The organism is Helcococcus bovis, assembly GCF_046035835.1.
Classification (GTDB): domain Bacteria; phylum Bacillota; class Clostridia; order Tissierellales; family Peptoniphilaceae; genus Helcococcus; species Helcococcus bovis.
In genome coordinates, this window is the sequence record NZ_JBFNGB010000025.1 from 1 (window position 1) to 23,303 (window position 23,303).

Genomic DNA, 23,303 nt, shown 5'->3' on the forward strand with positions numbered 1-23,303 from the left:
TTGAGGTCTAACTCTTTTTTTTATATACTATTTTAAAAGTGTGTCACAAGACTAGGTATATTAGGGTTAAAATAGGTTAAAACAGGTACAAAATAAGCAAAAAAAGTATTAATTTAAACCATAAGAAAAAGGCTAAATCTTAAAGTTTACTCAAGATTTAGCCTTTTCTCTCTATAATATACAATGGTGCTCGATCAGGGGCTCGAACCCTGGACCCACGGATTAAGAGTCCGCTGCTCTACCAACTGAGCTAATCGAGCTAACAAATTAATTATACTCCTACAAGGCATTTATGTCAATTTTTATTTAGTATTAATTTCTATTATAAAAAAATATTATTTTTGTACTATTCATAAAAATTATTATATTTATTTCAAAAAACAGATTGAGTAAAATGAGATAACATAGTACTCATCGCTTGAAATCTATCATTTATTTTTCAACATCTTCTCTTTATAAGAAACATTATACTATATATGCAAAATAAAAAAAGGATAGATTTCTCTACCCTTTATACAGTATATACTCAATTAACTAAATTTTAGCCACAAATACTGTCTAGTTTGACTTTTTACGTCTTTATAATGAATATAGTTTTGTACCTTTTTCATTATTTTTATAGTCTCATAGATTTATACTATGGTCGAGATAGCGAGAACTAAAAGACTATGTTATACAGTTTTTTAATTTTTAGAATGGCTTAATTTAGCTATTCTATTTTTTATATTCCACATATTACATTAAAATATAATGGCTTTTGATTTTTTTAGTATCAAAATAGTATCACTTTTTTATATTCTCAACTCCCATATTTTTATAATCTTCATTCATGGTATTTAATAAATTTATTTCATCATTAGGGAAAAAATGAGAATAAGTATCAAGCGTCATACTTGTATTTTTATGACCTAATCTTTTACTTATCAATACCACATTAACACCCTTATTTATTAAATAACTAGCATGTGAATGTCTTAAACCATGAACGTGTATTCTTTTAATTCCTGTATCAGTGCATATACGTTTTATTTCATTTTCCATAAAGTTTTTACCCCATTCAATAATTACTCCATTAGGGTTTAATGCTCCGTGCTGATATTCTTTTATATCTTCAATTAAAAAATTAGGGAGTTTAATTTTTCTAATTTCATATGTTTTTGTAGGGGTAACTATATCATTACCATTTAATCGCTGATATGATTTAGATATTGTTACCGTGTTATTTATATAATTTATATCTTCATAAGTAAGGGCGAACATTTCGCCTTTACGAATACCGCTCCAGTAAAGCAGATTAAGGGCTAATTTAGTTTTTTTATCTTCTACTAATGATATTACATGGCTAAACTCTTCAAACGTCCAAAAACGCATTTTAGAGGGCATTTCATTAGGATTTTTTACTGTTCCAACTTTAGAGGCTGGATTTTCTTTTAAGTTGTAAAATTTAACTGCATGATTCATTATTGCAGAGAACTCACGTTGACCCCCTTTAATAGTTGCTGATGAATACCCTTTATTAAGTAACCAATTTTGATATTTCTTTATGTCTTTAGTTGTGATCTCATTTATTCGGTAATCCTTAAAGAATGGTAGCACTCTATTATTTTGGACGTATGTTTTATTTTGTATTGAATGTTTACGCAATGTGGGATATACGTCTTTTTTATATATTTCTAAAAAGTCTACAAATAACATTGAGGGTTGATATTGTTGAGATAATAAAAATTCACGTTCGTATTGTTCAGCTTCCTTTTTAGTTCTAAACCCTCTCTTCAACTTTTGAACTCTATTTCCGTCATAAGTTGTATAGTAAAATTTACAATACCATGTTTTATCGTCTTTATATGTTGGCATGGTTAGTCCTGTTCGTCCATCATTTCATCTAATACGGATAATATATTGTTTAGATACGCATTATTACTGGTTGCGTATTCTACTAAATGTAATAAGTCCTCAAGCAAAGATTTATATTCCGAAACATCGCTATTAATAAAAGCCCCTTTATTTTCTTCTTCTAATTCATTATAGAAATGTAATGAAATGTCGTTTTCGTCTGAAATTGTTAAAATTACAGAATAATCTTTACGCATAAAAGCTAAATATCCATCACTATTTTTTTCCCATTCCATTTTATTGTTTGAGGTTAATTCTATCAAGTTATTAATAATTCTTAAATTAGGGTCTTTATCCTTAATATCTTCTAACCCTATCAAATAACCTACATTTACATTTAGAGCTTCTGCAATGGCTTTTATTTTGTCGTATTTTGGTTTGTAAGTGCCTATTATATATTGACTTATAGCACCTTGAGAAATTTCGGTCATTTCAGCTAATTTTGATTGAGAAATTTTTTTTTCTTTTAATATACTATTTAATCTATCGCCAAAATTTGTTTTTTTATTATTAGTTTTCATATTTTACCTCTTTTTTTATACTTTACTATTAGTAAAATAATATCATTTAAAAGCAAATAGAACAAATTTATTACAAAAGTAATATAATACTATCATAAAAATATTATAAAACTATTGACAAAATATTTTAGTAATAGTAATATAATAAATGTAATAGATAACTAATATAAAAAAATAAAAAAAAAGGAGGTAAAAAACATGAAATTAGATTTATTCAAAATAAACGCATTAATGGCAAGTAATGAAATTAGTAAAAGTCAATTAGCTAAAAAATCAAACATTTCTAAACAATGGATTTATATGGTTTTGGGTCGTGGATTTGCAAGTCCTAAAATAGTAAACAAACTAGCTAAAGGCTTAAACGTTCCAGTACAAGAAATCATACTAAAGGAACAATAAAATAAATTAGAAAGGGGGTAACAATGTTACTTAATGTAAATCAAGTTATGGAAATATTGCAATGTAAGCAATCACATGCATACAATGCAATACGAGAACTTAACAAAGAATTAGAAGAAAAAGGCAAGAGAACTAGACGAGGTTTAGTTTTAGATACTTATTTATTTGAAAGATACGGACTAGACGAGGAAGAATGCAAGGAATTTATAAAAAAGTTGGGAGCGTGATAGATGACTGAAAGAATATTTAATATTGTTTTCGGTAAAACTATTTATAGTGGAGATATATTTCCTAAATCGTTCACGTGGGAAGCATTTATTCGCCATATAAGCGATTTTAAAAATATGTATATAGATTTAGACACCTACAAGAATTTAAGCAATTCAGAACAACAAAAAGCAAAGGATACAGGGTTTTTTTATATTTGGTTCATTCAATAATAAAAACAATAAGTCAAAAGAGAATTTATTGAATCGTGAGGGTTTAACATTAGATTATGATAGTTTAACACATGACGAAATGGAACAAACACGAGAAAGAATGAAAGAATTAAATATAAATTATGTTTTATATTCTACTGCAAGTTATGACGGCACAAACGGTAAATTTAGAATTGTAATTCCGTTTGATAGACCAATAAAGGTAAAAGAATATGAGGGAGTTTTTGAAAACTTTATAAAAAAATCTAAATTAATAGAATGTTTTGATACTGCAAGTATTAAACCCGAACATTCTTTTAATGTACCAACTAGAATAGCAAATATAAAACCTATATTTGAATTTGAAAAAGAAAAAGGATTTTTAAAGGTTGATGACTATATTAAAACGATAAAGGATAAAAACGAAAATACCATAAAAGAAATACAAGTAGCACCGACTAAATACACTAATAAGCAAGCTATAAAACTGGTAAGTGAGCATTTAAGTCGTGAAGATATTTCAGATTATGAAAGGTTTTTACCACCTTTTTTCTCAATAGTTAAAGGTGTACAATTAGGAGAACTTGAGGAAGATACAGGGCGAGAATTAATGGCATTACTTGCGAATGGTAATCCAGAGCATGAAAAAGGCAATCTAAAAATGTTTGATTATCATTTAAGAAAAGAAATTCCACGCACTGAATATACATTCCAAAAAAGATTTGATTTTAAGAAAACAATAGAAAAAGAAAAGGCAAAAGAAAATAAATTTTTACACACCTTAAAAAACAGGAAAGTGACAAAAGGATATAAATTTAATGAAATATCATACCATAAACCATTGGCATACGTTGAGGGGTTACTACCCCAAGGGGTTGGGTGGTTGGCTGGTGAACCTAAAATCGGAAAATCATTTTTTGCAGTACAAATGTTAAACTCAATATCTAATGGAGAGGACTTTTTGGGTAGACGAACAAAAAAATGTAATGTGATTTATTACAGTTTAGAAATGGATGAGAATTTAATGAAATGCAGATTGACTACAATGTATGGGAATAAATTGATTACAGACGCATTCACAACGATTTATGATTTACCCGTTGGAGATGATGAACTATTATTTAGGATATTAGAACACGATATATTGGAGTATGGCGCTAAAGTAATAGCGATAGACACATACGGCATTGTTGCAAAGAGAAAAAACAGTAAAACACCATTATATGAACAATCTTATGACGAAATTAGAGTATATAAAGATTTAGCAGATAAATACGCACTATCATGTCTTTTAGTAACTCACTTAAACAAAAATACACAAGGGGTTAGTTTACAAGATAGGATAATGGGTTCCACTGCAAATAGAGGAGCTGTTGATTTTAATATTATTTTAGCAAAAGATGAAGATAAGAAATTCAGATTAATGGTTGAAAGTAGAAAATTACAAGGTGAAGATTTAATTTTATCTAAAGATCCCGAAACGTTGTTATTTGAGGTTGAAGATACAGTTGATAATTACCAAAGAACAATGTATTTATTTAAGTTAAGAAATAACCCTATTGTTAAAGCTGTATTAAAACAATTGGAGAATAAGCCTAAATTAGAGGCTTCCGCGACTGATATATTAGATTTAATTCCGGAATTTGAACGGATCGATGAAAAGGGCGAAGATTTGACAATAAGTAAAATAGGTAGAAGAATTACAAAATTAATACCTGAACTACAAAAACATTTTAATATATTTGTTACTTATTCAAAAATTGATAATAAAAGAACATATATATTTGTTAAAGAATAATTTTTTATATAAACACTTTTTAGTGTACTAGTGTATTATGTGTACAAATATAGTAATAGTCTGTATTACAGAAGAAAAAAGTATAAATATTTTGGGACACTATGTAAAAATATAAAAAATAAGAGATTAACACAAATATATAACGTGTACAGGAAAATAGCATATAAAAATAGTCTTAAACGTTGAAATTTCAATGTTGGTACACTTAGTACACTATGACACTATATACATGTTATATAAAAAAATAAATTAAATAGGAGTAAAGAATGAAAGAGTTATTTTTTATAAATGTTTTGAAAGATACAGAAGAAGAAATATTAAAAGCACAAGAAGAAATTGAATGGGAATATAGGGATTATGATATAGCCTCAATGGGTGGAATTATGTTCGTACCAAATAAGGGAGAAAAATATTTCTATAGTGCAGAAATATCTGAAAAAGAATAATGAAAAGAATGTCTATATTTACTACAAAACAAAAAGAGATTAGCTAAAAGCTAACCCCATAAAATTGGTAAAATAACCAGTCTAAACAACTTTATTTTACCATGAGGGGTAGTTTTTGGCAAGAGAAAGGAAAAAGAAATGGAAAATAAAGAATTACAAAATCAAGCAAATAGAAGATTTATGAACGATATGACAATAGAAGATTTTAAGAAAATAATGTTATTTAAGAATAAAATCAAGGAAATTAAAGCACACGATGATTTTGGGTGTAGTGCTTCAATATTTGAGTTAATATGCAGAATTACAACGGAATTACAAGCCCCACAAAGCATAAGCGAGATAATTTTTGACGCTACTTTATTAGCTTTTAATTGGGGGCATATACAAGGATTTAGGCATTGTAAAGATAATGGAGTTAAACCAGTAAATGACGGGACAAGTGTTAATTTAATAGATATAAACAAACAAATAGAAGAATTAGAACAAATAGAATTGTTTAAGAAGTTATTTAATTTTGAATGTATATAACTTTAGCTCAAAAATGAGATAAAGTAATACAACTATTTCCGACAAAAATGTCGAAAAGTAATAATTTTATAAGGTTATTCCTGAAAAACGAAAAAACCTAAAACCTAATAAAACTTAATATAAAAATAACGCATAAAATCAATTGTAAGACGTTTTTATAGATTAAGCATATAAATACATTAACGAGATGTAAAACACGTCTTACAAGCTAATACAATGGGTAATTGTGGGTATGATTTAAAAAAATAAGTGGTTAAGTTTAATTTAGGGAGTTATTTCAATAATACTATCATTGAAAGGGGGTGATACATGAATTTATTTATAATATTAATGCTTATTATAAGCGATATATTATTGTTAGTCTTGATAATGATTTTAGATAGGAAGATAGATAATAATACACACGCAATAAAATATCTATTTACCGAAAAAGACAAATAAAATAAATAGCACTCTCACATAATAAGTTATTTATTTTATAAAATAAATAAGAGGGTGAAAAAATATAAATAAAAATAAGAAAGTAGAGTATATGATATAATAGCGAAATTAGACTGGTAACAGTCTTTTTTTGTTTTAAATAAGGAATAGCCCACCAATTAAGGTAGGCTATAATGAAAGAATATTTCACTTTTTCGGTTAAGTGAAAAGCAATAAAAGCAATTATATAAGGAAATATAAAAGCAATTATTATATATGACTTGCAATTTTCAATGTGTAAAGAAAATCGAAAGCGTGTAAAAGAAGTTAAAGGGGGAAAAAACCCTTTTTCCTTTTTCCAATTTGTACTTTTTTATTAAGTACATATTAATTATACCACGATTTCATAAAAATGTTTTTAGTTACTGGAATGTATAAAAACTAATGGAATTATATTTCCTTAAACGGCTAAATTTCAAGGGATACATGGTATAATTATAGTATCACTAGAGATAGTGGGAATAAACTGAAAAGGGGTACAAAATGGATAATAGTACAGAAAAAAACATTGAAGAAATGGAAAATATTTCAACTGATGAGGTAGAAGAAAATCAAGAAATTGAAGAAATGGAAAACACAGAGCCTACTGAAAAAGTTGAAGAAAAAAACGAACGCTTATTCACCCAAGAAGAAATTAACAAAATAATTTCTGATAGGGCTAAAAGAATAGTAGCGAAAGAGCGTTCAAGATATGAAAAGTTATTAAACGAACAAAATTTGGAAGCTGATTTAATAGAGCGTGAAAAGGCTGTAACAATCAAAGAAAATAAATTCAACGTAGTATTACAGTTACAGGCTGAGGGCTTACCATTAGAATTAGCTAACCATGTCGACTATACAAATAATAAAACAATTGAGAAAAGTTACGAGGGTATCAAGAAATTATTTACGGACGGATTGCAAAAAGGCATAGAAAATGCCGTATCCGAAAGGTTAAAAGGAACACCCCCAAGGAATATAGAGGTACAACATAATGATTTAGATACCAAAATTAAAGAAATATTTAAACGATAAAGAGGAGAAATAAAAAAATATGGCGATAGATTTAGTTACAAAATTTAAGGAACAAGTAGACGAACAATTTACCGAGCAATCAAAATCAGAATTATTTACAAATAATGACTATGATTTTACAGGAGCAAACACAATTAAAATATATTCTGTAAAGACTAGCTCAATGAATGATTATGATAGAGAAGGAACAGGAGAAGAAATATCAAGATATGGCGAAATTCAAGGGTTAGACGCAACAATAATAGAGTATAAGTTGGAAAAAGATCGTTCATTTACATTCGCTATTGATAAATTAGATGAAGATGAAACACAAAGAGTATTACAAGGGGCTACTGCATTAGCAAGACAACAAAGAGAGGTTATTATTCCAGAGGTTGACACATTTACAATTTTAAGAATGAGCGAAAAAGCTGGAACAATACAAAAAGCTACAGAGTTAACAAAAGATAATATATATCAAGAAATATTAAAGGCTCAAGAGGTATTAGATGAAAAATTAATACCTGAAACTGAACGAACATTAATAGTATCAACAAAAGTACACAACTTATTAAAATTAAGTGGATTTTTAAGAGATAACACAATCGCTCAAGATATGTTAATTAAAGGGGTTGTTGGAGTTGTAGACGGCTTAAACGTTGTTAAAGTATCAAAGGGAAGATTACCCGGTGACTTTGGTTTTATGATAGCACATAAATCAGCTACAGTTAGACCGGTTAAATTAGAAGAATTTAAGATACATGAAAACCCACCATTTATAAGCGGTTCACTTGTAGAGGGTAGGGTAAATTATGGGGCTTTTGTATTAGAAAATAAAAAATATGGTATCTACTATCAAAAGGCTAACGCATAATGAAATCATTAACTATCAAGCAAAAACAATTTGCAGATGATTATATAATAACTGGTAGTGCTATTCAATCGGCTATTAATGTAGGATATTCTAAAACTTATGCGAGAAATAGTGCATATAAATTACTTGAAAATCTTTTAATTAAAGAATATGTTGAGAATAGAATGCAAGAACTAGAAGATAAAGCAATAATAAAGCAAGATGAAATATTAAGGTTATTGACTGCAATAGCTAGACGTGAAGAAATAGACTATGAGGTTACAAAAGATGGCCAAGTTGTAAAAATACCTATAAGAGTATCACATCAATTAAAAGCCCTTGAATTATTAGGGAAAAGATACGGTATGTGGACTGATAAAGTGGATATAAATATGAGTACTGATGTAATAGTTGGAGAGTGGAAAGATGAATAACATAAGGGGGCATTGTTGCTCCCTTTTATTTTACAAATTTATTTAATAGGGGTATAACATGAATTTCAATCCAGATTTAACACCACAAGAAAGACGGCAAATGATAAAAGATAAAAGAGTTAAATTTGAAAATATAAACATAAAAATTAATAAAATATTGGATAAACTGGAAGAAGAAACAAATAAAAATAAGTATTTTGAATTATTAAAAATATTTAACAATTTGATAGAAGATAGAGGGGAAATAATGAGGTAAAAAAATAAATAGTATCAAATTAGTATCACTAAAAAAATAAACGTGTAAAAATACACGTTTAGAGGTATATTTGGTGGAGATAGCGAGATTCGAACTCGCGTCCGAAGTACCTTCCGAAAAAATTTCTACATGTTTAGTTAATTTTGAAAATTCCCATATAAACTATAAATCAACAAAATATTTTAAATAGTAGCTTCATAGTACACTATTTCGTTCAAAGCTTTACAAAATAGGTTGCCCGAAAAATATGATACTAAGTGAAAGTGTCGGGAAACTTTCAGTTAGCACTTGCTGCAATTAAGCAGCAAAAGCGAAGTTATTATCTTCTGCGTTTAAATTTAATTTGCTATTTTTAGGAAGTATGCCCTTCCACATGCTTATCTTTGTTCCAATACCCCGTCGAAACCTGAGTATCCCCATATATCTGTATTATAAAAAATATAAACGTTAAAGTCAAATATGATATTTTACAAACAGATAAATTGAGGTAAAATAGTAGTGAGGTGTGATATGATTGATTTTAATATAAAAAAACAAACATCAGAAAGTTTTAGATTAGGAGCCTTGTTAGCTTTTTCTGGGGGCTTTCAAGATGCATATACATATAATTTAAGAGGTAAAGTATTTTCAAATGCACAAACAGGTAATATTGTACTCATGAGTCAGAATATTTTCACAGGAAATTTTTCTAAAATTTTTCATTATCTATTTCCTTTAATTTTATTTGCTTTAGGTGTATATTTTTCTGAACAATTAAGGACAAAATACAAAAATAATAAAAAAATACATTGGAGACAACTAGTTGTAGCTTTTGAAATAATTATTTTGATTATAGTAGCATTCATACCTGAAAAATTTAATTTAATTGCTACAGGTATGGTTTCTTTTTCTTGTGCAATGCAAGTACAAGCATTTAGAAAAATACACGGAACAGGTTATGCTACTACTATGTGTATTGGAAATATTAGAAGTGCAATGGAAAATTTATCTATATATCAAAATAAAAAAAATATCAACAATTTGAGAATATTTTTCTACTATACAGGTATAATTATATTGTTTGCATTTGGTGCAGGAATTAGTGGCTATTTATCAAGGTTTATGGGGTTACAATCTATTTTGATTTCACCATTAATTTTATTAATAGTTTATATGTTAATGTATTGGGAAGAAATATAGAGTAAAAGAGGTTAGAATGAAAAATAAAAAAATTTTAAGAAGTATTTTAATATTATTGGGAATAGTATTTGTATTTGCAACAAAAACAATATTATTTAGTGATAACAAACAAGTAAATAATAATATTACTAGTAATATCCAATTAGATGAAAATAAATCTTATTATTCAAAAGAAGATGTTGCTTTGTATTTACACACTTTTAAAAGACTACCCAAAAACTATCTAACTAAAAATGAAGCTAAAAAATTAGGTTGGATTGCTTCAAAGGGTAATTTGTGGGATGTAACTGATAGAGGAGTGATAGGAGGAGATGTTTTTTCTAATAGAGAAGGAAAGCTACCTAAAAATGAAAAATATTTTGAAGCGGATGTAAACTATAGAGGTGGCACACGTGGAGCGGAAAGATTAATTTATACAAGAGAAGGCAAAGTAATTTATTATACTGGAGACCACTATAAAAATTTTGAGGTGATATATGAATAATATAGTATTAAATGGAAAAGATTTTACAAATAAGGAAAAATTTCATGATATAGTTAAAGAAAGTTTTGGATTGCCAGGTTATTATGCAAGAAACTTAGATTCACTATGGGATTTGTTATCTGAACAAGATTCGTTAAGTGTATTGATTATGAATGCAGATATGATTCAAGTAAATTTAGGTGATTATGGTAAGAGTGTTATGAAACTTTTTGATGATCTAAATCAATTAGATGGATTTAAAGTAGATTATATTTTTGCTGGATGTTTTAAGAATGATTTGAATTATGCAAATAAAGATGTAATAAAAAAAGATAATAAAAAATCTAAAGTAAAAAATTTGGAAGGTACACAATCAGAAGTTCATAATTCTGTATTTATAGCAGAAGGAGCTCAACTTGTTGGCAATATCGAAATTGGCGAAAACTCTTCAGTTTGGTATAATGCTACCTTAAGAGCTGATTATGGTAAAATTGTTATAGGAAAAAATTCAAATGTTCAAGATAATGCCGTGGTGCATTTGTCACACGATTCAGATACAATCATTGGGAATAATGTTACGATTGGACACTCTGCAATAGTTCATGGAGCAAAACTAGGAGATAATGTTTTAGTAGGAATGGGATCTATAGTATTAGATAATTCTGTAATAGGAGAAAATAGTATAATTGGCGCTGGTTCATTGGTAACTAAAAATAAGGAATTTCCACCAAAATCATTGATTTTAGGATCTCCAGCTAAAATTATTAGAGAATTGACAGATGAAGAAGTGACATCAATTCAAAAAAATGCTGATGAATATGTAAATAATGCGAAAAAACATAAAAATAATTTATAATTTTACTAAAAAGTGGTATAATATATAAAACGAAATTTAATAGGAGGATTATATGAGTACTTCAGATTTAACAGTTTCAATCTTAGAAGGATTGGGCGGAATAGAAAATATCGAATCTATGTCTAATTGTAAAACAAGAATTAGAGTAGAAGTAAATGATATAGAAAAAGTAAAACAAGAAGATTTAAAATCAATTTATGGAGTTATAGGTGTCGTACCATTTGGATCACAAGTTCAAATTATTTTAGGACAACAAACAGAAGAAATTGCAGAAGTATTTTTCAATAAATTGAAAATTAAAAACGAAAACAAATAAAAAAGAGGTATAAGTTCATTTTGAGCTTATACCTTTTTTGTTCTAAATATTTTTTCTTGTCCCACCAACTACTTCAACAAATTTTGAATTTTGCATTAGTAATTTGTATACTGGAACAGAAATTACTGTCATTATTATAAATTCTGATGTCATTACTTGTAATGTCATAATTTCAAATGATCCAAATCCAGCTAAAAATGATAATTCATAACCAATTATGAAAGCAAAAATTGTTGGCCAAAATGATGCAATCCAAATATTTTTTGTTCTAGTTATTAAAAATAGAGATATAGCTGTATGCAATGTTCCGAAAATTAAATCTATAGATCCTAATGTAGACCAGAAATTTGAAATAAATACTCCTAATGTAACACCGATAGCATTTATAGGATTTAAGAATGCTAATAAATTTAGTATTTCAGAGTATCTAAATTGTACTGGTCCATAAGAAAAATCACCTATACTTATAGTAAGCACTACGTAAATTGCAGCTATAATAGCTTGTCTTGACATTTCTTCCAATGTTAATTTCTTCATTTTTCCTCCTTGATTTTTATAGTGGGTGCCAAGTAAACACTATGTATTAAAAATACCAGTTAAGTATATAATATTATTAAATGTATTTCAAATATTTTGAAAGTAAAATACAGAAATTTGATGAAAACATTGACATTTATTGATATAATGAATATGAATAAAAATATTTTTGGAGGATTAAAGTGAAGAAATATGTTGTAGGTATTGATATTGGTGGTAGAAGTATGAAATTTGGTTTGTTTACTACTGAAGGAGAATTAATCAATAAATCAAATATACCAACTAATCCAGAAAATAATGGAAAAGCAATTTTGCCTGATTTGGTAGAACATTTAGAGAAAATCATAGCAAAATATCAACTAAATAAGGAAAATTTAGAAGGAATAGGTATCGGTATACCAGGTCCAATTTTAAATAAAAAAATAGTAAAAACAGCTGTAAATTTAGGTTGGGAAAATAATACTAATGTTGCAGATTATATTGAAAGCAAATTAGGGTATAAAGTACTAGTTGAAAATGATGCTAATGTTGCAGCACTTGGTGAATTATGGAAAGGATCAGCGGAAGGCTACAAAAACGTAGTAATGGTTACACTTGGTACAGGTGTTGGCGGTGGAATAGTAGTTGATGGTAATATTATATCTGGGAGAACTGGATCAGGTGGAGAAATTGGTCATATGCCATTTTTAGAAAAACCTTTATCAAGAACTTGCGGTTGTGGAGGTAATAGATGTTTAGAACAAGTTACATCTGCAACAGGAATAGAATACTTAGCACAAGATTATTTATTTGAACATGATGATAAATCTATATTAAGAGATTTGGATTATGTAGGAGCAAAAGAAATTTTTGATGCTGCAAAAGATGGAGACAAAGTTGCAGAAGAAATTATGAAACAATACAATAATCATCTAGGTAGAGGATTAGCTATTATAGCAGCTATAGTTGATCCTGATGTATTTGTAATAGGTGGAGGAGTTTCAAATGCAGGTAAATTCTTAATTGACGGAGTTCAAGAAGCGTTTAGGAATCATGCATTTTCAGTTTTAAGAGATGTTAAGTTTGAATTAGCAACTTTAGGTAATGACGCTGGAATGTTCGGAGCTGCAAAATTAATTTTAAGTTAAATAGGAGATAAAATTGAAAGTATTATTGTCTAGATATATAAATGATAGTAAAAAATATTTATATAATTTAATAAAACAAAAATTATCAGAGGAGAAAAATGTATATATTGTAGTCCCTGAACAATTTACATTAGGGACTGAATTGGAAGCGTATGAAGCACTTAATATAGATTCTACATTAAATTTAAGGATTAAAAGTTTTAAGACAATAATAAATGAAATTTTACATTTAAAGGGAGGCAGAACACTTAATTTCTTAAGTGATTCTGCTAAATTTTTAATTATTCAATCAATCTTGTTAGAAGTAAAAGATGAATTAAGGATTTTTCAAAAAAATATATATAGCAAAGATTTTATTGAACTACTTTTAAATTTTATGGATCAATTAGTTTCAAATAGAGTTGATATTGAAGATTTAAAACGAATTTTAAATTTGGATAACACGGAAAATGAATTAAAACAAAAATTACATGATATAATACTTATTTTTGAAAAGTTTCAAAAATATAAATACGATACAAATTATCATTTAATAGATAGAACTGATGTAGCAATTAATAAGATAGAAGATACTACAAAATATAAAAATATTTCATTTTTCTTTTATAAATTTAATGATATGTCGAAGCAAGAATTAGAGATAGTATCAAAGATTGATAAGATTTCAGATTTGACATTTATTAATATTACACTAGATGAAAGATTGCTTACGGATATAAAAGAAAATGTTGAAGATTATGAGGTGTTTGATATTTCTATGAAATTTTTAAATTCTTTAAGAAAAAAAGAATTTAATAACAAAATAGAATATATTAAACTTGATGAAAAAAAATCTTTTACTAAAAATGAACTATTTCTAGATAAATTATTTTCATATAATTTATTTTCTATAAACCAAACATTTAATAAATTGGATAATATTTATCTAACAAGGACAAACAACACTAACCAAGAGATTGAAAATTTAGCGGTAAATATAAAAAAAGATATAATAAATGAGAAATATAAATATTCAGATATAGCAATTATTGTTACAAATAGAAGTGAATATTTTGAAAAAATTAAAAAAATATTTCAAATAAATGAAATACCATATTTTATAGACGAATCAATAAATTTACTTAGAAATCCGATGATAAAATATATAAAGTCTATGATAAATATGTTAAATTCAAATTTAAGTACCGTATCTATATCTCAATTTCTTAAAGCTTCATTTTTACAAGCTTTAGATGACGAAATAAATACTTTTATAGCGTTTATATCCCGTAGAAAAATATTTGGAAAAATGATTTTTGAAGATAAGTATTTTAAAATAAGTGAAAATGCTAAATTCTATATTGAAGAAGACAAGGAAAATATTAATAAAATTTTAATGATTAGAAAAATTTTATTAAATGTAATTGGTGAAACATATGAAGATAGTATTATTTATAAAATAAAAGAAAAAAGTGATTTTAAATATTTTACAAATGAAATTTATAATTTATTTTTTAATGAAATTCTAATTAATTCATATAATAAATACGAACAAAATCTAAATGAAGATGAAAAAGATGAAAATAAATTAATATGGAATAATTTTATTTTGTTATTAGATGATATTTATAAATTAATATCAGAAAAAGAAATTGAATTTGAAAAATATTCTGATATTTTAACATCATCCATTGATAATTTTAAGATTGGAATTATACCCCCTAGTCAAGATCAAATAATAATTGGGGACATAAAAAGATCAAGATTTAATACGGTGAAAAAAATATATGTAGTAGGAATGTCAAATTTATACTATCCAATAACTAATAATGACATAGATATATTTTTGAATGATGAAAAACAAGTTTTATTAAATAGAGGGATAGAGTTAAATAATATATCTGAAAATATTAATTCAAATGACTTATTATCTTTTTACGAGCTTTTATATACATCAACTGAAAAATTGCATTTTAGTTATAGTTTGGTTAATTCATCAAATGAGTCAATGGGAAAAGCATCAATTTTAGAATGGGTTATAGCTATGATGAATTCTGAAAATTACAGCAAAGATGAGTTGAGATATAAAGATTTAATTTATTCTAAAACACTTATAAATAAATATCTTCCATTAAAATTATTAGATATAAAAAATAAAGTGAATATTCCAAATGATGAAATTATATTTATAAAAAAATTATTAGAAAAAACTTCTAAATATGATGGTTATCAAAATGTACAAAATGCAATTCAATTATTAAGAAAAGATAAAACCAGAAAAAATATTAGTAGTGACATAGCTGAAAAAATATATAATTTGAATAAATTTAGCATAAGCCAATTAGAATTATTTAATGCTAATCCTTATGAACATTTTATAAAATATGGTATTAAACCTAGAGAATTTAACACATATGATATTTCAAAATTAGATACTGGTAATTTCATGCATGAATATATGAAATACTCAATAGAAAATTTATATAATAAACAAGGTGTTGATAATAATTTGATATTTAAGAAAGCTTTAGAAAGTACATTTGACGATTATAAAGTTGAAGATTCAAAAAATAAATATTTTATAAGTCAGATTAAGAAACACTCTAAATCTTATTTAGATATAATAAGTGAACAAATAGATTTTTCTTCTATATCTAAAATATTTTTAGAAGAAAGATATGGAAATAATGCTGTATTTCCAGCTATAAAAATTAAATTAGATAATAATAAAGTTGTAAATATTGAAGGAAAAATCGATAGAGTTGATGAATATGATTATAAAGGTTCAAAGTATTTTAGAGTTATTGACTATAAGACAGGAAATAAAACTTTTGATATAGCTAAAATTTATCATGGAGTTGACTTGCAATTAATGCTTTATCTTGAAGCTGCAGTAAATAGTGATAAAAATGGTAAAGCAATAGGTGCTTTTTATCAAAAATTAAATAATGAAATTAGTTATGAAATAATGAGAAATAGTAAAGATAAAAATAAAATGTTCAAAGATTTTAAGCTTGAAGGAATAATAAATAATGATGAAAACTTGTTTAAAATACTGGATGAAGAAACTGACATTACAAATGTAAATAATTCTAAAATATTTAAATTTGATGGCAGGTCATATGCATTAGAAAAAAAAGATAATGCTGTTGATGATAAATTCTTTAAGAATATTTTTGAGCATAACAAGAAAAATATTAAACAAACTGTTGAAAAAATAAAAAATGGTGATATTTCGTTAAGACCATATAAAATGAAGAACTTTAGTCCATATGATTATTCTAAAATAAAAACAATTTCTAAAGATGAAGATTTAAGATATGAATATTTAGATAATATTGATTGGAAATTTGTAAAAGAAAAATTAGGAGAAGAACATGAGTGAGATAAAATATACCCCAGAGCAAAAAGAAGGAGTATTTTTAAGAAATAAAAATATTATCATATCAGCTCAAGCAGGAGCAGGTAAAACTCAAGTTTTAGGACAAAGAATTATTAATTTGCTTGAAGAAGAAAGAATTGATATTGATAAATTCTTAATTGTAACATTTACAAATAAAGCTGCAGCTGAAATGAAGGATAGAATCAAAAAGACTATCTCAAACAGGATTAAAGAAGTAGACACGGATACTAAAATATTTTTAAAAAAACAATATAATAAAACAATAAATGCTCAAATATCTACTATGCACGCATTTTGTATAGAAGTTCTTAGAAGTTATTTCTATAAATTAGGGATAAATCCAGCGTTTAAGATTCTTACCGGTTCAAGTTTAGAAGTTATTAAATGGCAAGCAATGAATGATGTGTTTAATGAATTATATAAAAACGAGGATTCTAAATTTTATTTTTTACTTGATAACTTCACAAAAAAATATAGTGATGAATATATAAAAGAAATCTTATTTAAATTATATACATTTATAAACTCACAAATTAATCCTTTTGAGTGGCTTGAAACTCAGATTGGAAAATATCACTCAAAAGATTTTTATGAAAATGCTGAAAAATATAATGATAGAAAAGAAAAAATGTTTCTTTATTATAAAACTAAAATTAATGAGTTATATACGAGATATGAAAAAATATATGATGAAATAATTTCATTTGTTAATTCAAATGATTTGAAGATATATAAAGATAATATAAATTCTGATAATAATCAAATAGTAAATATAAGAAACACTTCTAATTATGAAGAATTAGAAAAATATATAGATCAATTTTCTTTTGAAAAAATGGAAAGTATCACAGATAAAAAATGTAAAAAATTAAATATTTCCTTTGAAGATAGAGATTATATTAAAAATAGTATTAATGAATACAGAGATTTATTTAAGAAGTTAGTTCCTGAAATTATACTTAACGTAGACGAAGATATATATTATGAAAATATTTCTAAGGAAAATTTAGAATCCATGTATATGATACTACAAAAATTTGATAAAAGATTTAAATTATTAAAACTAAAGAAAAGTGCAATGGATTTTTCGGATATTGAACATTTGACTATTAAATTATTAGATGACGACGAAGTAGTAAATGAACTTCGTGAAAAATTTGAATATATATTTTTTGATGAATACCAAGATTCAAATCAAGTTCAAAATTATATCGTAAATAAAATTTCAAGAGAAACTAATTTGTTTTTTGTAGGAGATATTAAACAAAGTATTTATAAATTTAGACTTGCAGATCCATTGATATTTAAAGAAAGATATGAATTGTATAAAAGGGATACGAGTATAAATAGTGCGATAGATTTAAAACATAATTTTAGGTCAGAAAGGAAGCTTCTTTACTTTAACAATTTTATATTTAATAATTTAATGACTGAAGAGATGGGGGATGTAAACTATGATGATGAATCACATAGATTAACACCTGGATTTGAAAAATACAATGATAAAAATTCTAATATAGAATTTACATTTATTAAAAAAAATAAAGAAGATTTAAAAGATACTAATGTGAAAAAAGAATTTTATGATAAAAATCCAGAAGCTATTTATGTGGCAGAAAAGATTAAAGAAATGCATGAAACTGGTGTTGCATATAATGAAATAGCAATTTTAGCAAGAAATTCTACTATCATTCCAGAAATATGTGAAAATTTAGAACTATTAAAAATTCCTTTTTATTCAGATTCTACAAAATTTTCTTACAATGATATTGAAATGCAGGTTTTTATAGAAATATTAAAAGCTATAGACAATGATACAGATGACATCACATTATTATCGGTTCTAAAATCAACAATTGGTAATTTTACGGATGAAGATTTGGCGTATATAAGAGGTGATAATAAAGATAATTCATTTAGTTATTGCTTTAGAAATGCACTAAAAGATGAATTATTTATAATAGAACATGGTGATATTGTTGAAAAAATAAAAAATTATTCTTCTAAGATAAATAAATATAAGGAATTAGAAAAAAATATGACAATTTCAGATTTAGCTTGGTACGTATTATTGGATAGTGGTCATATGTCATATGTTTTATCTAAACCATATGGAGATAAAATTTTAGATAATATAGAAATTTTTATAAGAGAAATTTCAGAATTTGAAAAAGATTCATTCCAAACATTGAATTCATTTATAAATTATATTGATAAAATGATTGAAAGAAAACTAGTCGATAGAGATCCAGGTGCAGAACTATCAGAAGAAGATAATGTTGTAAGGATAATGACTATACATAAATCTAAAGGGCTTGAATTTAAAAATGTATTTTTAGTTTCATTGAATACAAAATTTAATGAAGAAGATTTAAAAAGTAATATTGTTTTAAATGAAAAATTTGGAATTTCCTTAAAAAATAATATTAAAGATGAAAATGAAGTTTATACTAGTTTGAATTACAAGCAAAATTGTGAATTAAAAAGAAGAGAATTATTATCTGAAGAAGTAAGATTGTTATATGTTGCATTAACAAGAGCTACGCAAAGTTTATATTTTTTGTCTAGTTCATCAAAAGATATTTCAATTGATGATGATTATAAAAATTTAAGATCATATAGTTCTTGGATTTATTCAATATTATCTAAAGATAAAATTTCGGGTGATTATTTTGAAAGAGAAAAAGACTCAGATTATTTTAATGGAAAAAACGTCGAAATAAAATTAAATGATGAGGATTTTGTTAAATTAATAAAAAAATATAGTGACATAAAAACTGTTGATGATTCAGGAAGTATCAATGTTAATGAAGACAAAATTGTTGAAAACAAAATTGATATTTTATTAGAAAAAATAGATAACAGTTATGATGCATCAAAAATTGATATTCCATATAAAAAGACGGTTACTGAAATATCTGCAAAAGACAAAAATACATCATCAGATTTCAAGGATTATGAAATTATTTGTCAAGAAGAAAAAGAAATCGAAGTTAATGGTATAATGGCAAATAGACCTAAATTTTTGCTGGATATTCCAAAAGAAGAAATTTCTAGTCTTGAAAAAGGAAGTCTATATCATTATATATTTGAAATGTTACCTATTGTAGCTAATCTTGATATAGATGAATTTTTGTTGAATTTAGTAAACGATAATTATATTTCAAAAATGGAGCTAAACTTTATTGATAGATCTATAATAGATAATTATATAAATTCTAACCTATTTAAGAGACTAATGAATTCTGAAAATATATTTAAGGAAAAATCCTTTACAATGAAATATGAAGAAAAAATTCAAGATAATAAAAATGTATATTTAGTAGATGGTCAAATTGACATGTATTTTGAGGAAAATGGGGAATTGGTTATCGTTGATTTTAAGACCAATAAAAAAATAGATGAAGAAATTTATAAGACTCAGTTAGAATTATATAGACAAGGACTGGAAAAAGCTACTGGAAAAAAAGTAAAAGAAAAACTTATATATTGGATATTTCATAATGAAGTTTCATCTATATAATTTTTACATATTTATTTTTTAATATATAATAGTAAATATTAAGAAGTTGAGGTGAAAATGAATAAAATTTTAGGATATTTATTAAATAAGTTAGCTAAAGCAAATAAATTCATTATGAAATATACTATAAAAACATTTGAATTAATTACAAATTTCAGTAAACAAATAAAAATTTTTATAATACCAATTTTTATTTTAAGTTTGATAGGGATTTTTATGTTTCCATTCTTACTATTATTGTTATTTTCTAGAAATGTGCAATATTTATTATTAATACTAATTTTACCTATAATAATTGTGTTTTTAGGGGAAAGAAGTTTGATTTATTTAAGAATGTGGGAATACACAACAAATCATTATTTATTTGAAAAAGCAGAATTAATTACTAAAAATCAAAAAAACACAAAAAAATTCTCTGATTATATAGAAGATTATAAAGAAATGAAGAGAAGAGAATTTGAAGAAGAGATGAGAAAAAGAGAAGAGGCTAGACGAAGAAGGCAAGAAGAAGAGAATGCCAAATGGCAAAAAATATTCGAGGAAGCTTTTGGACAATTTGGAGGATTTAATGGTGGCGCATATCAAGGTGGATATAGCAATCAACAAACATATACTCCTTTCTCTCAATTTAAAACTCAATATGAAAATTCTTGTGATGTGCTAGGTGTTTCATATAACTCTGATTATTCTGAAATAAAATCAGCATACAGAAAATTAGCGAAGAAGTATCATCCGGATTTAAGTAAAGAAAAAAATGCTGAAGATATGTTTAAGAAAATAAATAATGCATTTGATTTTCTTTCTGAGGAAAATGTTAAAAGATATAAACAAATATAAGAGGTAAAAATGAAAATAGAAAGTAAAATTAAAGTTAAAGATAATGAAAAGGAAATATATTTAGCTGGAGGATGCTTTTGGGGAACTCAGGCATACTTCGATACAATTAATGGTGTTATTTTAACAGAAGTTGGATATGCTAATGGAGTTACAGAAAATCCAACATATAAACAAGTATGCACTGGATCTACGGGATTTGCTGAAACAACAAAAATAATATATGATCCTTTAAAAATAAATTTATACCAATTGCTCGAACAATATTTTAGAACTATAAATCCAACATCATTAAATAAACAAGGTGGAGATATTGGAACGCAATATAGAACGGGCGTATATAGTTTAAATAGTGAAGATAGACAGATTGTTAGAGAGTTTTTTGAATTAGTAAAAAATAACTATGATAAAGAAATAGTTGTGGAAAATAAAATTTTAGAAAATTATTATATGGCAGAGGAATATCATCAAAAATATTTAGAAAAAAATCCGGGAGGATATTGTCACGTTGATTTATCGCTATCCAGTAATGATTTAAAATATACAAAATATGTTAAACCATCTGATGAAGAATTAAAAAGTAAATTAACAGAAAAACAATATCAAATAACTCAAAACGCAGATACTGAAATGCCTTATTCAAGTGAATATGAGGATAATTATGAAAAAGGTTTATACGTTGATATAGTTACAGGACAACCATTGTTTGCATCAACTGATAAATTTGATTCAGGATGTGGATGGCCATCATTTAGCAGACCTATCGAAGAAGCGGTAAACTACTACGAAGATAATAAATTAAATAGAAAAAGAATAGAAGTTAAAAGTAAATCAGGAAACACACATTTAGGACATGTATTCAATGATGGACCAAAAGAACTTGGTGGACTTAGATATTGTATAAATGGAGATAGTTTAAAATTCATTCCATATGATGAAATGGATGAAAAAGGATACTCAGAATATAAAAAATTTGTGGAGTAAAAAGTGCTTAATGAGGAAAGAACGTCAAGAAGGCGAAGAAGACAAAATAAATCTAGGACAAATAGGAAAAAACAAAAAAACTTGTTATATATTTTTTTAATATTATTTGGATTTGTAATCATATATTTGTTATTCTTTTATAAAAAAAGTAACAATAATAAATTTAGTTTTGCATCATCAAATATATATAATGAAAAATTAAAAAATTATAATAGAAATATATATTATAAAAAATATAATAGTAAAGATGGAAAATATGCATTAAATGAAGAATATAGATTTTTAATTGAAAATAAGGTTAAAAATAATTATGAATCATATATATATGAAAAATTAAAAGAGTATCTAGATAAAAATAATATTATAGAAGAAAAACTTTCTTTATATATAAAGAAAGGTAATATAGCCTTATTAAAATTAAATGATGAAATTAAATATGAAAACATAGAAATTTTACCGCTAATGAAACTTATAGTAGTTAGAAATGCTATAGATAATAAAATAATTAAAGTAGAAGATAATATGATATTGGATAGATCAGATCTAGTTGGTGGAAGTAAAATATATAATGAATCAAGTATAGGAACCAATATTAAATTAGATAGAATTATAAATGAAGCATATATAAATAATGATAATGCAGCGAAAAATATTTTAGATAGATATTTAGCGTATAGAGGCATTAGAATAAAAGAATATCTAGGAGACTATTTTAATGAACATGATTTTATACATTTTTCAGTAAAAGACATATCTAAGGTATTAGAATTATATGATAACAAATCAAATACACTAAGTTCTGTTTTTGAACACTATTTGCGTGAAAAGAATGATTTATATTTAAAATCTATTTTTAGCACTTTTGGAAATAAGAACATATTAAAAAAAGATACTAAATCATATGACTATGGATTGGTTAATTCAAATAACAAATATTACTATGCGATTTATTTTGAAAACATAGTTGATAAGCATATTAACAATATAGGAGATTTAATAAATAGAACTATAGAAGAAGTTGAAAACTCTAGGAGTATTCAGACTAGATAAGATCATAAAGATATGGTCTTATTTTTTTTATA

The 23,303-nt window shown here is 25.6% G+C and carries 22 protein-coding genes, 1 tRNA gene and 1 other RNA gene; 19 read left to right on the forward strand and 5 right to left on the reverse strand.

Annotated features, from left to right (window positions below; all coding sequences use genetic code 11):
* Positions 1-184 precede the first annotated feature (184 nt).
* The 3 genes from ABGF48_RS07465 to ABGF48_RS07475 all read right to left on the reverse strand — a co-directional run bounded on the left by ABGF48_RS07465 (position 185) and on the right by ABGF48_RS07475 (position 2,414).
* Positions 185-260: transfer RNA gene (locus ABGF48_RS07465), tRNA-Lys, on the reverse strand.
* Positions 261-783: 523 nt separating this feature from the next.
* A complete protein-coding gene (locus ABGF48_RS07470) occupies positions 784-1,854 on the reverse strand; it encodes a site-specific integrase (protein ID WP_408105711.1) in 1,071 nt (356 codons plus the stop codon).
* A gap of 2 nt (positions 1,855-1,856) precedes the next feature.
* Entirely contained in the window at positions 1,857-2,414 is a 558-nt protein-coding gene (locus tag ABGF48_RS07475) for a helix-turn-helix domain-containing protein (protein WP_408105712.1), read from the reverse strand.
* A 198-nt stretch (positions 2,415-2,612) separates the two neighbouring features.
* Between ABGF48_RS07475 and ABGF48_RS07480 the strand changes: the two genes are divergently transcribed.
* The 9 genes from ABGF48_RS07480 to ABGF48_RS07520 all read left to right on the forward strand — a co-directional run bounded on the left by ABGF48_RS07480 (position 2,613) and on the right by ABGF48_RS07520 (position 9,020).
* Entirely contained in the window at positions 2,613-2,813 is a 201-nt protein-coding gene (locus ABGF48_RS07480; protein WP_408105713.1) for a helix-turn-helix domain-containing protein, read from the forward strand.
* 23 nt (positions 2,814-2,836) lie between these two features.
* Positions 2,837-3,040, forward strand: a complete 204-nt coding sequence (locus ABGF48_RS07485; RefSeq protein ID WP_408105714.1) for a transcriptional regulator — start codon at positions 2,837-2,839, stop codon at positions 3,038-3,040.
* Positions 3,041-3,281: 241 nt separating this feature from the next.
* Positions 3,282-5,030 carry an AAA family ATPase gene (locus ABGF48_RS07490; RefSeq protein ID WP_408105715.1) on the forward strand — a complete coding sequence of 583 codons (1,749 nt, stop codon included), beginning with the start codon at positions 3,282-3,284 and terminating at the stop codon, positions 5,028-5,030.
* Between the two features lie 266 nt (positions 5,031-5,296).
* The gene (locus ABGF48_RS07495) at positions 5,297-5,476 is read left to right on the forward strand and encodes a hypothetical protein (RefSeq protein ID WP_408105716.1); all 180 of its coding nucleotides are present in this window, start codon (positions 5,297-5,299) and stop codon (positions 5,474-5,476) included.
* A gap of 138 nt (positions 5,477-5,614) precedes the next feature.
* On the forward strand, positions 5,615-6,004 hold the full coding sequence (locus ABGF48_RS07500; RefSeq protein WP_408105717.1) for a hypothetical protein: 390 nt from the start codon (positions 5,615-5,617) through the stop codon (positions 6,002-6,004).
* A gap of 963 nt (positions 6,005-6,967) precedes the next feature.
* Positions 6,968-7,498, forward strand: a complete 531-nt coding sequence (locus ABGF48_RS07505; RefSeq protein ID WP_408105718.1) for a hypothetical protein — start codon at positions 6,968-6,970, stop codon at positions 7,496-7,498.
* A 19-nt stretch (positions 7,499-7,517) separates the two neighbouring features.
* Positions 7,518-8,351 carry a hypothetical protein gene (locus ABGF48_RS07510; RefSeq protein WP_408105719.1) on the forward strand — a complete coding sequence of 278 codons (834 nt, stop codon included), beginning with the start codon at positions 7,518-7,520 and terminating at the stop codon, positions 8,349-8,351.
* On the forward strand, positions 8,351-8,764 hold the full coding sequence (locus tag ABGF48_RS07515) for a terminase small subunit (RefSeq protein WP_408105720.1): 414 nt from the start codon (positions 8,351-8,353) through the stop codon (positions 8,762-8,764). The genes ABGF48_RS07510 and ABGF48_RS07515 overlap by 1 nt, the downstream gene beginning before the upstream one ends.
* Positions 8,765-8,822: 58 nt before the next feature.
* Positions 8,823-9,020, forward strand: coding sequence for a hypothetical protein (locus ABGF48_RS07520; protein WP_408105721.1), 198 nt, complete (start codon positions 8,823-8,825; stop codon positions 9,018-9,020).
* A 71-nt stretch (positions 9,021-9,091) separates the two neighbouring features.
* On the opposite strand, the gene ssrA is transcribed toward ABGF48_RS07520, so the two are convergent.
* Positions 9,092-9,438, reverse strand: a transfer-messenger RNA (tmRNA) gene (gene ssrA, locus ABGF48_RS07525).
* Positions 9,439-9,530: 92 nt separating this feature from the next.
* Here ssrA and ABGF48_RS07530 point away from each other — a divergent pair.
* From ABGF48_RS07530 to ABGF48_RS07545, 4 genes are read left to right on the forward strand one after another with little or no spacing between them, the layout of a single operon-like run.
* On the forward strand, positions 9,531-10,199 hold the full coding sequence (locus ABGF48_RS07530; RefSeq protein ID WP_408105722.1) for a YoaK family protein: 669 nt from the start codon (positions 9,531-9,533) through the stop codon (positions 10,197-10,199).
* Positions 10,200-10,215: 16 nt separating this feature from the next.
* The gene (locus ABGF48_RS07535; protein ID WP_408105723.1) at positions 10,216-10,683 is read left to right on the forward strand and encodes a ribonuclease domain-containing protein; all 468 of its coding nucleotides are present in this window, start codon (positions 10,216-10,218) and stop codon (positions 10,681-10,683) included.
* Positions 10,676-11,518: a barstar family protein gene (locus ABGF48_RS07540; RefSeq protein WP_408105724.1), complete on the forward strand. Its 843-nt coding sequence runs from the start codon at positions 10,676-10,678 to the stop codon at positions 11,516-11,518. The genes ABGF48_RS07535 and ABGF48_RS07540 overlap by 8 nt, the downstream gene beginning before the upstream one ends.
* A 52-nt stretch (positions 11,519-11,570) precedes the next feature.
* Positions 11,571-11,834 (forward strand): PTS transporter subunit EIIB, encoded by a 264-nt coding sequence (locus ABGF48_RS07545; RefSeq protein ID WP_408105725.1) that lies wholly within the window; start codon positions 11,571-11,573, stop codon positions 11,832-11,834.
* 42 nt (positions 11,835-11,876) lie between these two features.
* Here the strand turns inward: ABGF48_RS07545 and ABGF48_RS07550 are convergent, their stop codons facing one another.
* The gene (locus ABGF48_RS07550; RefSeq protein ID WP_408105726.1) at positions 11,877-12,371 is read right to left on the reverse strand and encodes a QueT transporter family protein; all 495 of its coding nucleotides are present in this window, start codon (positions 12,369-12,371) and stop codon (positions 11,877-11,879) included.
* Between the two features lie 182 nt (positions 12,372-12,553).
* Between ABGF48_RS07550 and ABGF48_RS07555 the strand changes: the two genes are divergently transcribed.
* The 6 genes from ABGF48_RS07555 to ABGF48_RS07580 are packed head-to-tail and all read left to right on the forward strand — an operon-like array spanning position 12,554 to position 23,271.
* Positions 12,554-13,498, forward strand: a complete 945-nt coding sequence (locus tag ABGF48_RS07555) for an ROK family glucokinase (protein WP_408105727.1) — start codon at positions 12,554-12,556, stop codon at positions 13,496-13,498.
* 13 nt (positions 13,499-13,511) lie between these two features.
* A complete protein-coding gene (locus tag ABGF48_RS07560; RefSeq protein ID WP_408105728.1) occupies positions 13,512-16,862 on the forward strand; it encodes a PD-(D/E)XK nuclease family protein in 3,351 nt (1,116 codons plus the stop codon).
* Complete coding sequence (locus tag ABGF48_RS07565) at positions 16,855-20,403, forward strand: UvrD-helicase domain-containing protein (protein WP_408105729.1); 3,549 nt, start codon at positions 16,855-16,857, stop codon at positions 20,401-20,403. Before ABGF48_RS07560 ends, ABGF48_RS07565 begins: the two co-directional genes overlap by 8 nt.
* Before the next feature lie 57 nt (positions 20,404-20,460).
* Positions 20,461-21,240, forward strand: coding sequence for a DnaJ domain-containing protein (locus tag ABGF48_RS07570; RefSeq protein ID WP_408105730.1), 780 nt, complete (start codon positions 20,461-20,463; stop codon positions 21,238-21,240).
* Between the two features lie 9 nt (positions 21,241-21,249).
* On the forward strand, positions 21,250-22,221 hold the full coding sequence (msrB, locus tag ABGF48_RS07575; protein WP_408105731.1) for a peptide-methionine (R)-S-oxide reductase MsrB: 972 nt from the start codon (positions 21,250-21,252) through the stop codon (positions 22,219-22,221).
* A 3-nt stretch (positions 22,222-22,224) separates the two neighbouring features.
* Complete coding sequence (locus tag ABGF48_RS07580; protein ID WP_408105732.1) at positions 22,225-23,271, forward strand: serine hydrolase; 1,047 nt, start codon at positions 22,225-22,227, stop codon at positions 23,269-23,271.
* Positions 23,272-23,303 lie beyond the last annotated feature (32 nt).

Bases quoted from the DNA above. Each gene is read 5' to 3' on its own strand.
- ABGF48_RS07515 (WP_408105720.1), top strand. From the start codon at position 8,351: ATGAAATCATTAACTATCAAGCAAAAACAATTTGCAGATGATTATATA.
- ABGF48_RS07485 (WP_408105714.1), top strand. From the start codon at position 2,837: ATGTTACTTAATGTAAATCAAGTTATGGAAATATTGCAATGTAAGCAA.
- ABGF48_RS07550 (WP_408105726.1), bottom strand. From the start codon at position 12,371: ATGAAGAAATTAACATTGGAAGAAATGTCAAGACAAGCTATTATAGCT.
- ABGF48_RS07540 (WP_408105724.1), top strand. From the start codon at position 10,676: ATGAATAATATAGTATTAAATGGAAAAGATTTTACAAATAAGGAAAAA.
- msrB (WP_408105731.1), top strand. From the start codon at position 21,250: ATGAAAATAGAAAGTAAAATTAAAGTTAAAGATAATGAAAAGGAAATA.
- ABGF48_RS07470 (WP_408105711.1), bottom strand. From the start codon at position 1,854: ATGCCAACATATAAAGACGATAAAACATGGTATTGTAAATTTTACTAT.
- ABGF48_RS07505 (WP_408105718.1), top strand. From the start codon at position 6,968: ATGGATAATAGTACAGAAAAAAACATTGAAGAAATGGAAAATATTTCA.
- ABGF48_RS07545 (WP_408105725.1), top strand. From the start codon at position 11,571: ATGAGTACTTCAGATTTAACAGTTTCAATCTTAGAAGGATTGGGCGGA.
- ABGF48_RS07565 (WP_408105729.1), top strand. From the start codon at position 16,855: ATGAGTGAGATAAAATATACCCCAGAGCAAAAAGAAGGAGTATTTTTA.
- ABGF48_RS07480 (WP_408105713.1), top strand. From the start codon at position 2,613: ATGAAATTAGATTTATTCAAAATAAACGCATTAATGGCAAGTAATGAA.
- ABGF48_RS07495 (WP_408105716.1), top strand. From the start codon at position 5,297: ATGAAAGAGTTATTTTTTATAAATGTTTTGAAAGATACAGAAGAAGAA.
- ABGF48_RS07475 (WP_408105712.1), bottom strand. From the start codon at position 2,414: ATGAAAACTAATAATAAAAAAACAAATTTTGGCGATAGATTAAATAGT.
- ABGF48_RS07520 (WP_408105721.1), top strand. From the start codon at position 8,823: ATGAATTTCAATCCAGATTTAACACCACAAGAAAGACGGCAAATGATA.
- ABGF48_RS07570 (WP_408105730.1), top strand. From the start codon at position 20,461: ATGAATAAAATTTTAGGATATTTATTAAATAAGTTAGCTAAAGCAAAT.
- ABGF48_RS07535 (WP_408105723.1), top strand. From the start codon at position 10,216: ATGAAAAATAAAAAAATTTTAAGAAGTATTTTAATATTATTGGGAATA.
- ABGF48_RS07500 (WP_408105717.1), top strand. From the start codon at position 5,615: ATGGAAAATAAAGAATTACAAAATCAAGCAAATAGAAGATTTATGAAC.
- ABGF48_RS07530 (WP_408105722.1), top strand. From the start codon at position 9,531: ATGATTGATTTTAATATAAAAAAACAAACATCAGAAAGTTTTAGATTA.
- ABGF48_RS07510 (WP_408105719.1), top strand. From the start codon at position 7,518: ATGGCGATAGATTTAGTTACAAAATTTAAGGAACAAGTAGACGAACAA.